This window comes from Bacteroidota bacterium (assembly GCA_016213405.1).
Classification (GTDB): domain Bacteria; phylum Bacteroidota; class Bacteroidia; order Palsa-948; family Palsa-948; genus Palsa-948.
This window is the reverse complement of the sequence record JACRAM010000056.1, coordinates 18247-30415: the sequence shown is the minus strand read 5'-3', so window position 1 is coordinate 30415 and position 12169 is coordinate 18247. Positions and strand designations below refer to the sequence as shown.

General features: G+C 40.4%; 9 protein-coding genes. 1 reads left to right on the top strand and 8 read right to left on the bottom strand.

What is annotated here, in order from left to right:
• Positions 1 to 135 precede the first annotated feature (135 nt).
• From bcrD to HY841_06365, 7 genes are all read right to left on the bottom strand, one after another.
• Complete coding sequence (bcrD, locus tag HY841_06395; GenBank protein MBI4930372.1) at positions 136 to 975, bottom strand: benzoyl-CoA reductase subunit D; 840 nt, start codon at positions 973 to 975, stop codon at positions 136 to 138.
• A gap of 177 nt (positions 976 to 1152) precedes the next feature.
• Positions 1153 to 1602: a hypothetical protein gene (locus HY841_06390; GenBank protein MBI4930371.1), complete on the bottom strand. Its 450-nt coding sequence runs from the start codon at positions 1600 to 1602 to the stop codon at positions 1153 to 1155.
• Between the two features lie 3 nt (positions 1603 to 1605).
• Positions 1606 to 2148, bottom strand: a complete 543-nt coding sequence (locus HY841_06385) for a hemerythrin domain-containing protein (protein ID MBI4930370.1) — start codon at positions 2146 to 2148, stop codon at positions 1606 to 1608.
• Between the two features lie 144 nt (positions 2149 to 2292).
• The gene (locus HY841_06380; protein MBI4930369.1) at positions 2293 to 5106 is read right to left on the bottom strand and encodes a molybdopterin-dependent oxidoreductase; all 2814 of its coding nucleotides are present in this window, start codon (positions 5104 to 5106) and stop codon (positions 2293 to 2295) included.
• A 36-nt stretch (positions 5107 to 5142) separates the two neighbouring features.
• Complete coding sequence (locus tag HY841_06375) at positions 5143 to 6024, bottom strand: xanthine dehydrogenase family protein subunit M (GenBank protein MBI4930368.1); 882 nt, start codon at positions 6022 to 6024, stop codon at positions 5143 to 5145.
• An 11-nt stretch (positions 6025 to 6035) separates the two neighbouring features.
• Positions 6036 to 6263 carry a ferredoxin gene (locus HY841_06370; protein MBI4930367.1) on the bottom strand — a complete coding sequence of 76 codons (228 nt, stop codon included), beginning with the start codon at positions 6261 to 6263 and terminating at the stop codon, positions 6036 to 6038.
• Positions 6263 to 7504: a U32 family peptidase gene (locus HY841_06365; GenBank protein MBI4930366.1), complete on the bottom strand. Its 1242-nt coding sequence runs from the start codon at positions 7502 to 7504 to the stop codon at positions 6263 to 6265. Before HY841_06365 ends, HY841_06370 begins: the two co-directional genes overlap by 1 nt.
• Before the next feature lie 130 nt (positions 7505 to 7634).
• Between HY841_06365 and HY841_06360 the strand changes: the two genes are divergently transcribed.
• The gene (locus HY841_06360) at positions 7635 to 9452 is read left to right on the top strand and encodes a hypothetical protein (protein MBI4930365.1); all 1818 of its coding nucleotides are present in this window, start codon (positions 7635 to 7637) and stop codon (positions 9450 to 9452) included.
• On the opposite strand, the gene HY841_06355 is transcribed toward HY841_06360, so the two are convergent.
• Positions 9453 to 12065 (bottom strand): adenosylcobalamin-dependent ribonucleoside-diphosphate reductase, encoded by a 2613-nt coding sequence (locus HY841_06355; GenBank protein MBI4930364.1) that lies wholly within the window; start codon positions 12063 to 12065, stop codon positions 9453 to 9455. It lies immediately after the preceding gene.
• Positions 12066 to 12169: the final 104 nt, after the last annotated feature.

Here is a 12169-nt window from a genome sequence, read left to right as displayed (position 1 = left end):
AGAATTTATTCATGAGTGAAACGCACGCGCATGGAAACCCCCATAGTTCCTAAGTCGTACTAACTCAAACACGTTGTATTCTCTCCGGCACCAAAGTTCAGTGAATAAATTTTTTATATGTCGTTACCAATTGTTTCATGCTGCTACTGCTTTTTTTTCTTTCAGTTTAATATGGCGGAATCCTCCCCACAAAGCTGCACCGATTGCTCCTGCGTAAATCGCATCAGGGTGTGTTTTGATTACAAACTTTTTTCCTGTTTCTGCCAGTTGTTCTTCAATCGCCTGAAGCATTCCTTTGTTCAACGCCATTCCTCCTGTGAGAATAATCGGAGATTCCCCTTTCAGCGAACTCATGAGTTTAATGATTCTGTTTGCGATGGAAAGATGAATTCCTTTAATAATGTCAGGCGTAGTAATTCCACGCGAGACCATGTTGATGACATCGGTTTCGGCAAGAACTGCACAAATTCCTGAAGAGATTTCGGGATTTTTTGCCGTAAGTGAAACATCACCGACTTCTTCAATAGACAAGCCGAGATAGCGCGAAATATTTTCTACAAACTGCCCTGAACCTGAAGCGCATTGACCTGTCATTTTATAATCCTGCACGCGCGCATCTTCCGAAACTTTTACCGCACGTACATAAAGCGCTCCCATATCAACAACCGTTTTTGCATCAGGAAAAAAGAAATTGGCACCTTTTGCGTGCGTGGTCATTCCGTAAAAATGCCCGCGCTTGCGTTTCACCAAATCCCCTTCACCTGTGGAAGCCAGATACGCAACACCTTCATACTTTAAATTATTTTTTTGAAGCATCGTGTTTATCATCTCATCAGCCACTTGAGTAGGATTTCTTTTGCGGATTTTTTCAGTTTGCTTGTCAACGAGTTTTGATTTGTCCGAATAATCCATGAGAACTAATTTGATGAAGTTGCTTCCGACATCAATTCCCATTGTATAAAATGATTTTTCCATAGGTAAATAATTATTTTCTCTTAGGCAAAATTGACGCAATTACTTAGCTTATACTATGACATGCATCATGATTTCCAGAAGTATCAGAAGAAAAAAATCCTGATAAATATCATTTCTCAAGGACTTAAACTTTTCAGGTTTGTTCGGTTATTATGGATTCAAATTCGTACGCATCTCTCATGATAATTTTTTCCATTCAATTTTTTTTCCGAAGCCGAGTTTGTTATCTGTAAATTTTAAAAAGTTCAGTTCAATAATCCAGAGTTCACCGGCAAATGCTAACGCGAAAGGATATTTTTTGTAGTACGTGTTCTTGGCGGTCGTCAGAATCTCACCCTCTGCTTTTGACATTTTTCCTGTGAACTGAATTCCCTGTATTCTTGTTTTGTCAAGTTTATCAGGAGTAATTGTGCCGGCAACTTTATCATTTCTGAGCGCAATGGCAATGTGGTTGGTATCGGAACTTGATTTAAAAATAAGAAGGTTCTTTTTTTCCGCATAGGCGTAAAAACAATTCGCGCAGTAGGGGTGATCGTTCTCTGAAACAGCAAGCGTCAGGTTGGTATGCGCTGCAAGGAAAGCAAGGATCCTTTCGTCTATTTCATTTTTTTCTTTCACATCATCCATGAATTAATCAGCCATCAGCAGATTTTTTCGCAGCGTGTCAGCAAGTTCTTTCAGTTCTTCCTTTTTCGCATTGCCAAGTTCCCGGTCGCAATCCTCGAAACGGAAATATATTTTTTCAAGTTCCTCTTCTGAAAAAATTGTTTCAGCGGTTTGAAACACTTCATCGTTCTCCACTGCAATATGATCGAGCAGCGCTTCGGTGTACTCCTCCAGCAGCAGCTGTGCATGCGGATATTGTTTTTTATTTAAAGACGTTTCAATGTTCTTTATCATCACCCGGAAATCAGCATGGTTCTCGAACATTTCCTTGATAACGCCATCGGCAAGCAATTCATTGCGCTTTGCCATTTCAGGAAAAAGGATCTCTTCTTCCTTGAAATGATGGTACTTGTCGGCATAGTTTCTGAAAAAACCGATTAACTGTGTGATGAGTTTTTCATAGGCGGCATCGTCTTTTCCGATAAGTAATTTTGCCTGTTGTGCAGTATCAATTGCGTTGACGATGATTTCGTGTTCGTCAAACAACACTTTCATGGATTTATTCATAGTGGGGTATTTATGCTTTTGTGAAAAATTTAATAATTCAGCTGCGAAACCAAAAGGAATAATGGAATGTTGGATGGCTGGGTGGATTCCAATCTTCCAACCTTCCAATCTTCCAATCTTCCATCATTTCCATTTCACATAATATCAACTCCGAATTTTTTCAGCCTTCACCGATTGAATCGCCTCCAACACTTTTTGAGGAGTGATCGGAAGTTCAAATATCCTTACACCAATGGCATCAGCAACAGCATTGGCAATGGCTCCGAGGATCGGCAAGGTGGCTCCTTCTCCCACTTCTTTTGCTCCATAAGGTCCTGCAGGTTCATAGCTGTCCACTATATTGGAATCAATAGGCGGCATATCTGCCGAAGTAGCAATTAAATAATTGTGAAAGTCAGCATTCACCATTTTTCCTTTGCTGTCGAACACTTCATTTTCAAAAAGTGTTTCGCTCATTCCCATCAATACTGCGCCTTCTGCCTGTCCTTCCACCAGAAGCGGATTCACGGCAGTGCCGCAATCGTGCGCATCCCAGAAATTCAGCACTTTCACTTTTCCTGTTTCCATATCCACATCCACTTCGCATACGGTTGCTGAAAAGGAATAGGCGGGAGAAGTTCCAACGGCTGCTCCTTTATATTTTCCGCCAAGCCCTTCGGGAGGAGAATAATGCCCTTTGCCGAGTAGCGGTCCCTTCATAGAGAAATGTGCAAAGCCCGCTTCTTCCCAGGGAATGAATTTTGAAGGATTGTCCTTTACAAATACCTTGTTCTCTCTTGCCTCTAATTTGTCTTCATCAACTTTCAAAATTCCAGATGCAGCAGCAAGAACCTGTTTCTTAATTTCTTCTCCTGCCATTTTAGAGGCATTGCCTCCCATCAAAGTTACACGGCTGGAATAAGCGCCAAATCCGATTGGTGTGAGGTCGCTGTCGGCAGATACAACGCTGATCCTGTCGTATGTAATTCCCATGGCTTCGCAGGCTGCCATCGCAAGGACTGTATCTGATCCTTGTCCGATATCGGCATCCCCGATAAACAACACGGCTCTCGATCCGTCTTCCACAATTTTGATTGTGGCGCTTGAATGAGGGAATTTGGAACGGTAGATCGGATAGCCCGCTCCGGAAACAAATCCTCCGCAGCCGATACCTATTCCTCTTCCTTTTGGAAGCTTTCCTTTCTTCTTGTCCCAGTCGGATTTTTTTCTCACCAGGTCAATGCAGGCGGTGAGTTCGCATGAATTAATATCAAGGTCGTTGCAAGTGTGATAATCAGGTGTCATCGCGTTCTTCAAACGGATATCAACCGGATCCATTCCGATATCATCGGCAATCATGGTTAATAATGATTCAAACGCAAACCGCGGATGAGGACAGCCATGTCCGCGGAAAGCACCGCAGGGGGGCAGGTTGGTGTTCACCCTGAAGCCGTCATATTTATAGTTAGGAAATTTGTAAAGCGTGGTAAGCATGGATCCTGCATAATACGTGGAAACAATTCCGAAACTTGAATACGCTCCGCCTTCCAGCACCGCTCTTTGTTTGACGGCTGTGATGGTTCCGTCTTTTTTCACTCCTATTTTCAGGTCAATGTATTGTTTATGACGGCCTCTTCCGAACAAATACATTTCTTCGCGGTTAAATCTCATCTTGACAGGGCATCCTGCAATTCGTGAAAGGAAAATGGATGCCACTTCAATTGTGGTAGTAGCTGCTTTGGCGCCAAAACCGCCTCCGCAGTTTGTCATAATAACCCGGATATTTCCGAGCGGCAACCCGAGTATGTGCGAAAGCTGATGATGCACATAATGCACAACCTGAGTGGAAGTGTGAAGCGTTACTCTTCCGTGCCTGTCCCATTCTGCAATGGAACAATGCGGCTCCATGGGATTCTGATAGGTTCTGTTTCCAACAAACCGTTCTTCGCGGATATGGTCGGCTTCGGCAAATCCCTTTTCTATATCCCCGAAGTGATGATCTACATGCGTGTTGATGTTATTTTCATATTTATCATCAAAGAGGCGGGGCGCGCCATCTTTCATTGCTTCTTCAGGATCAAAGACAGCGGGCAGTTCTTCGTATTCAACCTCAATTAATTTCAGCGCTTTGTAGCAGGTCTCTTCATCAATTGCAGCTACTGCGGCAACCACGTCTCCTACAAACCGTACTTTTCCTTTTGCAAGAATATTTTCATCGTAGCGCGGGGGAGAAGTTCCCCATTTCACATCCGGAACATCAGCGCCTGTCAATATCACTTTCACGCCCGGAAGTTTCATGGCTTTCTTTGTGTTGATGGATTTTATCAGCGCATGAGGAACGGGACTGAGCAGCAATTTTCCATAGATCATATTCGGCAGCGAAATATCATCCGTATAAATTGCTCTCCCGGTTGCTTTATCCGGTGCATCGTGTTTTGGTAAGCGTTTGCCAACAACGGAAAGGTCTATAGCTGATTTCTGAGGATGAAACTCTAACGGTTTCACTTCTTTGCCCTTCAGATATTCTTTTGCAGTTTCAACCGCTTCAATAATTTTTGTGTATCCTGTGCATCGGCACAGATTGCCGCTCAGTCCGGACTTAATTTCTTCTTCTGTTGGGTTCGGATTACTGTCCAGCAGGGATTTTGTCCGCATGATCATTCCCGGTGTGCAATAGCCGCACTGGATGGCTCCTTTCTCAACAAATGCCCGTTGAATAGGATGCAGCTCTTCGCCTTTCGCGAGGCCTTCAATGGTTTCAATCTTTTTTCCATCGGCATCTAATGCAAGTACGAGGCATGAATTGACTGCTTTGCCATTCATAAGAACAGTGCATGCACCGCAGTCACCAAGTTCGCAACCTTTTTTAGTGCCTGTGAGTTTCAGTTCATCTCTTAACAGGTCAGCCAACGTTGTTCCGGCATGAACGGCTACATCGTAATCATTGCCGTTGACGTTTAGTTTTAATAGGTGCTTCATAATTTCTTTTTATAGTTGCGTATCTTTCTGTTGAATTTATTTTTTTACCGATGCAATTGCTTTTGCAATAGCCCGTGAAGTAAGAACGGATAAAATAGTTCTCCTGTAATTTGCTCCTCCGCGTATGTCGCCAATCGGAACGGAATCCTCAACGGCTGCTACGCCTGCCTGTTTAATTGAAGATGAATTCTCAGAGAGTTCGGAAAGCGTTTTCCCTTTCAGCATTTCAGTTGCTTTGAAACTAATCTTGGGGGTAGGGGCAACCGCGCCAATGACAATGCAAGCGTCAACACAAATATTTTTTTTCGCGATCACCATTACAGCCACCGAAGCCACAGAAATATTGCCGGATTCCCTTAATCCGAATTTTTCAAAATGCGCGCCCAATCCCGGCTTTGGAAGAGGAAGAATTATTTTGGTCATCACTTCTCCTTTTTTGAGAATAGTTTTTTTATTGAAGATAAAAAAGTCCTTCAGGGAAACAGTTTTTGTCTTTCCGGCACTTGCAATTTTCACCTTTGCGTTCAGCGCGATTAAAATAGGTGCGGAATCACAGCAGGATGCCCCCGTGCAAAGATTTCCCCCGATGGTCGCGGTGTTGCGCACCTGCTCGGATCCGATCTGAGATAAAGCATTTGCCAATGCCGGGTAATATTTTCTGACGAGCGGATTGGCAATTATTTCATTGTGCGTAGTGGTTGCACCGATGCAAAGATTTGTCCCCTCTTTTTTTACAAAGGACAATCCCTTTACACCTGAAAGGGAAATAATATCCGCGGGATACCTGAGTCCCTTTTTAATTTCAACCAGCAGGTCGGTTCCTCCGGCCAGCGTAGCTCCATTATTGCTTTTCTTCAGAAGTTTGAGTGCTTCGGTCAGCGATTTGGGTTTGTAATAATTGTAATCCGGGATGTACATAAAAAATAAAATTAAGTTTTTTCTATTTTAATAATTTTTACAGGACAATTTTTCACTGCTTTCATTATTGATTTGTATTCATCGTCTTCAACTTCTGTTCTGAAAACTCCTTTTTTGCTTATTGCTCCTAACAACATACTCTTTCCATCTTTACGTGACATTCTCCATCTGTTTTTATTCGTTTCCACACAGGCATTGCAACCAATACATTTGGCGCGGTAGTGAAATATTTTCACCATCAGGCATCTACTATTTTATACAACTTGTCTGACGAACGGATTTTCATTTTTACCGGCATGGAAATAGTTTCGCCTTTTTTTACTTTTTCTTTTTTTCTGTCATTTACTCTCAATTCATTTACCTTGTCCTGAATAATTCCTGTAGTAGGACCGCTGATTAAGATTTCATCTCCAACTTCCAGCGATTGAGATTCTATCTTAAATTCTCCTATGCCGATGTTGTCGAAATATTTTATTCCTTTCCCAACATAAATTTTTTTCTTCGTTGCCTTTGAACCGTACTCGTCATTCCATTCTCCCGTCTTTTTACCGAGATAATACCCGTCCCAGAATCCGCGATTGAAAACTGTTGTCAGCTGCTCTTTCCATTTTTCAATTTTTTCTTTTGTGTAATTTTTTTCTGCAATTGAATCAATTGCTTCGCGGTAACATTTTGTAGTTGTGAAAACATAATCTTCGCTTCTTCCTCTTCCTTCAATTTTTAAGACCAAAACCCCGGCCTCAATAACTTTATCAAGAAAATCTATGGTGCAAAGATCTTTTGCAGACATAATGTATTCGTTATCGATCTCTAATTCTGTTCCGTCCTCTTTGTCAGTAACAATGTAACTTCTGCGGCAGTTCTGAATGCAGGCACCACGATTGGCGGAAGCAAAATTTGAATGCAAACTCAAATAGCATTTTCCTGAAACCGCCATACAGAGAGCACCATGGCAAAATATTTCCAGTCGTATCAATTCCCCTGATGGACCCTTTATTTTTTTTCGCTTTATTTCAGCAGAAATTTTTCCGACTTGCTCAAGAGTTAATTCACGGGCAAGCACCATCACATCGGCAAACTGTGAATAGAATTCAACTGTTTCTTTATTGGTGATATTGGATTGCGTGGAAATATGAATAGGTATTCCAACCTTCTTCGCATAACTCATCACCGAATGATCAGAGGCGATAATAGCATCAATTTTATTTTTCTTTGCTTCATCTACTATCGAGCGCATCAATGAAAGATCGTGATCATAAAGAATTGTGTTCAGTGTGATGTAAGTTTTGATTTTGTTTTCTTTCGCAATGGAGGAAATTTTTTTCAAATCATTGATTGAAAAATTTATGCTCGACCGCGCACGCATGTTTAGTTGCTCGATTCCGAAATAAACTGCATCACAACCTCCTTGTATGGCAGCCATCAACGATTCCCATGAGCCGCAGGGAGCAAGCAACTCAATTTTAGTCTGTGATTTCATTTTAAATGAAAGTTTTCAAATTTCCCCTTATTGAGTTGCCTGAACTATGATGAATATCATATTTCATGAGCGTATATAGTATGTCCTTTGCACACCAACACGGAGGACTCTCATCCTCCAGTTATATTGCATGCACAATACTGAATACCATACATTTCACATTCCCGTAATGGGTTTGGGATATACAATTGACACGCCTGTGAAAGTTGCCCGCTTCGGGATTTCTTCCGTCATTTCAATCATTGAAGACCATCTTATTGAACGCATGAGAGAATTTCACAGTGTTGGAGCCGGAGAAAAATATACTCCCATTACTGTAGATGAAGATGATTACAGAGCAAGACGCATTAAAGAATACTTGAATTTAGTTAACCGGATTGTAAATAATCAAGTAGAAGAAATAAAACTTCAGCCGTTCAATAAGGGGTTGGATATTGTAAAATATTTTGAAATGCTCCCCAAAAATTCATTATTGAGAAAAAGATATTTATGGATGAAATCGTTGGAGGATGGAGCAGAAAAAACCATTCTTCAGAAAAATCTTCGAAATAAAATTAAAGCAGGTTCCATAGATGTAAATATTATGACGAAGTGCGATCGCATGAATCATGATGAAGATGGTGCGCCTTTGCCCGCAGAATTTGCTGATGCAATGTCTGCCCTTCGCGGATTTGCTCTAAGCGATTTGTCCTCATCGGTTGTTTTTTCGGCTGGAATGAACCCAAGATTATATTCTTACTGTGAAACTTTTGAAGATTTTTCTCCTGATATTAATGGAAATATCAAAAAGAAAATTGTTTTGAAAGTAAGCGATTTCCGCTCTGCTATGATACAAGGAAAATTTTTGGCAAAGAAAGGATTATGGATTTCAGAATACAGGATTGAAAGCGGACTTAATTGTGGCGGCCATGCTTTTCCTACCGAAGGATTTTTGCTGGGTCCTATTCTTGAGGAGTTTAAAGAAAAGAAAAATGAACTTACGGATGAACTTTATAAAATGTGCAATGAAGTACTTCGGCAGAAAGGCAAACCGGTTTTTACCGAAAAACCTTTTATGAAGATAACAGTGCAGGGTGGAATTGGCACTGCAGAAGAAGATAGATTTCTTTTAGAACATTATGAGATGGATGGAACCGGATGGGGAAGCCCCTTTTTACTTGTACCCGAAGCCGTAAATATTGATGAGGATACTTTGAAGCAGCTTTCCACCGCGAAAAAGGAAGATTATTATTTGAGCCATGCATCACCGTTATGCATCCCATTTAATAATTTCAGAAAAAGTTCTTCTGAAAAACAGCGCCATGATCGGATTGAGAGAGGAAGGCCCGGAAGTCCGTGTTATAAAAAGTATCTGGCATTTAATACAGAATTTACAACAGAACCAATTTGTTCATCCTCCCGCGAATATCAAAACCTGAAAATAAAATCTTTACAGGCAAAAAATCTGTCTGCGGAAGTATTGAAAAAAGAGATTGAAAAGGTAGTAGAAAAAGATTGCCTATGTGAAGGGCTTGGAGCATCCGTATTGGTGAAAAATCATTTAACTCCTGCTCATGAATTAAACGCTGTGACTATTTGCCCGGGACCCAATCTTGCTTATTTTTCTGGCGTTTTTACTTTAAGTGAAATGGCGAGTCATATTTACGGAAGGATCAATATACTTAACTCGTTGCCGAGACCGAATATGTTTGTGAATGAACTGGTAATGTATGCCGATTATCTGAAAAATGAAATAGATAAAAACATGAACGAACTTTCACAAAAGCAAAAAAAATATTTAGACAGTTTTAAAAGCAATCTGGTTGAAGGGATAGAATATTATAAAAATCTTATTCCGACATTAAAGCACAATGCCGAAATGCAGTTAGAAAGTTTCATGAATGATCTATCAGAATTAGAATCAAGAATTCTTGAACTTGTTCTTCCGGAAACGATTGTTATAATTTAATCAGCCACATTTGCTGTGTCCGCAACTTTTGCACTTCAGGCAACCTTCTTCATAAATTAATCCTTCAGGATCTCCGCAGTCAGAGCATTTTTTGTCAGCAGCTTGTGTTCCATCGGGAATAAATTTTTTCAGCGCCCGGATAACGCCACTCTTCCAGGTATTAATGTTATCGCTGATAAAGTGAAGATTTTCAATCAGGTTGACTACATGAGGCAACGGCATTCCGTGGCGGAGTACGCCTGAAATGAGTTTTGCGTAATTCCAGAATTCTTTATTAAACGCACGGGATAATCCTTCAATGGTGCAACGATATCCTTCCTTATCCATAAACTGGAAATCATATCGCTTCTTGCCATCCTCACAGACATTTTTTATCACCCACCCTTTTTCCACCCAGGATGGAATGAAGATAGAATCTTCCACCTTTCCTGTAAAAACCTCATAAGGCCTTCCGTTCATAATTCCGACAACAGCAATCCATTTTTCATTGTGATTGAGAAAACGAATCACATCTGCTTCAAGCGCTTTCGGGCGTTTGGGCGGACGGGTTTCTATAATAGAATCGGATTTTTTATTTTTTTTCTTTTCATCGTTTGCTACAAGCACACCGCTTCTGGAACCATCCCGATAAACAGTAATTCCTTTCAGTCCTTTCTTCCATGCTTCAAGATAAATTTCACCTACCTGTTCCATTGAAACATTCGATGAGAGATTAATTGTAGAAGAAATTGAATGAGTAGTATATTTTTGTACGACAGCTTGCAGTCCTATTCTCTTCTTCCAATCAATTTCAGAAGCAGTAGATCCGCTGTATGGGCTTTTTGTAATATCTGTTTCACCGGTTGCGTCCATCCACATTTTTAGTTTTGGATGGTATACAATAAATTCCTGCCAGGAATCTCCTGAGGGATCAACAAAATCAACACGTGAATTCTTGTCGTGTACGTTTACTTTTCGTCTTCTCTTATACGTGAGCATAAATACGGGTTCAATGCCCGAAGAAGTTTGAGTCAGCATGCTCAATGTTCCTGTGGGGGCTACAGTGCTGAGAGAAATATTTCTTCTTCCGAAGGTCATCATTCGGTTGTAAACGTGCGGCAATTCTTTTTTAAGTGTTTGAATAAATTCAGAAGTGTTTTCATATTTCTCATCAAAAGCTTCAAACTTTCCGCGTTCAAGCGCCATATCAATGCTGCTGTCAAACTCCGCTTCACATTTTGATTTCATAATCTTTTCCACTTCAACAATTGCTTCCGCCGAATCAAAATTATATCCAAGTGCTGCAAGTGTGTCGCCAAGAGCGGTAAATCCAAGCCCTGTTCTTCTGCCTTTTTTTCCAGCATCATAAAGAAGTTTCCATGTGTTTACTTCTACTTCCTTAATGTAATCGGGTTCTGAATCGGTTTCGACTTTTGCAAGTATTCGTTCAATGGCTTCGAGTTCAAGGTCTACTAAATCATCCATGAGGCGCTGCGCTTCATAGGTGGTTTTATAAAATTTCTCGTAGTCAAATTTTGAATTTTTTGAAAATGGTTTTTCAATAAAACTAAAAAGATTGAGTGCGATTAAACGACAGCTATCTCCGCCTTGCATGGCGATTTCAGAACAAGGATTAGTTGAAACATTTTTAAATCCGGGATAGATAGACGATGTGGAATAATGATGCTGCCTGTCCCAAAAAATAATTCCCGGTTCGGCTGTGTTATGAGCACATTTGATAATTGTACTCCAAAGTTCGCGTGCTTTTACTTCTTTTGAAAATACCGGATTCTCCGAATCAATAGGCCAACGCAAAGTGAAATTGGTATCGTTTGAAACGGCATTCATAAACTCATCTGAAATCCGAACAGAAATATTTGCTCCCGTAACTTTTGATAAATCCTGTTTCACGGTAATAAACTGCTCTACATCAGGATGGGCAACGTCAATAGTAATCATCAAAGCACCGCGTCTTCCATTCTGCGCAACTTCACGCGTTGTGTTTGAAAAACGATCCATAAATGAAACTGCTCCTGTTGTTGTTCCGGCTGAGTTTGAAACATGTGATCCTGTCGGGCGAAGCGTGGAAAGATCAATGCCCACACCGCATCTTCTTTTAAACAACTGAGCCATTTGCTGATCGGTGTAAAAAATTCCTCCGTAGGAATCAAAAATTTCAGGAAGAACAATGCAGTTGGAAAGAGAAGCAATAATGTTTTTATTTCCAAGAGAAGACATCACACTTCCTTGGGGAACAATGTATTTAAACTCTTTGAACAACTCAAAAATTTTATTTTCAGAAAGATGCTCGCGCTGCTGTCCGTATTTTGAAAGCTCAGGGAAACTGCCATTCAATTTTGATTTTTGAAGATATTCATTTTCCTTTCGCGCAAATTCTTTTGCCATGCGCTGATGCATATCTTCAGGAGTATATTCAAGAATATATCCATCCTTATCTTTCATTGCATACTTGTTTATCCAGGTGGATGCGGCAAGTTCGTCACCTTGAAAATACGCTGTGCACTTTTCAAGAATTTCTTTGTAAGAAATTTTCGTTTCATTTTGCTTCAGTGCTGTTTTGCGTGCATCAAGGAAGGGGTCGGTCTTTTTGCTGGTCATTTCTTCAGTAATCATTTTGCGTAAAGTAAAAAATTATTTTTTGAAATTGTTGTTTAGAAAATTCGAACGCAAATTAAGCACAGATAGAAATCATATCAAGTTCTTAATTTTAAACTTTT

Excerpts from the sequence above, each read along its gene's own strand:
- HY841_06385 (MBI4930370.1), bottom strand. The coding sequence starts at position 2,148 with ATGAATAAATCCATGAAAGTGTTGTTTGACGAACACGAAATCATCGTC.
- HY841_06380 (MBI4930369.1), bottom strand. The coding sequence starts at position 5,106 with ATGAAGCACCTATTAAAACTAAACGTCAACGGCAATGATTACGATGTA.
- HY841_06360 (MBI4930365.1), top strand. The coding sequence starts at position 7,635 with ATGCACAATACTGAATACCATACATTTCACATTCCCGTAATGGGTTTG.
- HY841_06355 (MBI4930364.1), bottom strand. The coding sequence starts at position 12,065 with ATGATTACTGAAGAAATGACCAGCAAAAAGACCGACCCCTTCCTTGAT.
- HY841_06375 (MBI4930368.1), bottom strand. The coding sequence starts at position 6,024 with ATGTACATCCCGGATTACAATTATTACAAACCCAAATCGCTGACCGAA.
- HY841_06390 (MBI4930371.1), bottom strand. The coding sequence starts at position 1,602 with ATGGATGATGTGAAAGAAAAAAATGAAATAGACGAAAGGATCCTTGCT.
- HY841_06365 (MBI4930366.1), bottom strand. The coding sequence starts at position 7,504 with ATGAAATCACAGACTAAAATTGAGTTGCTTGCTCCCTGCGGCTCATGG.
- bcrD (MBI4930372.1), bottom strand. The coding sequence starts at position 975 with ATGGAAAAATCATTTTATACAATGGGAATTGATGTCGGAAGCAACTTC.
- HY841_06370 (MBI4930367.1), bottom strand. The coding sequence starts at position 6,263 with ATGGTGAAAATATTTCACTACCGCGCCAAATGTATTGGTTGCAATGCC.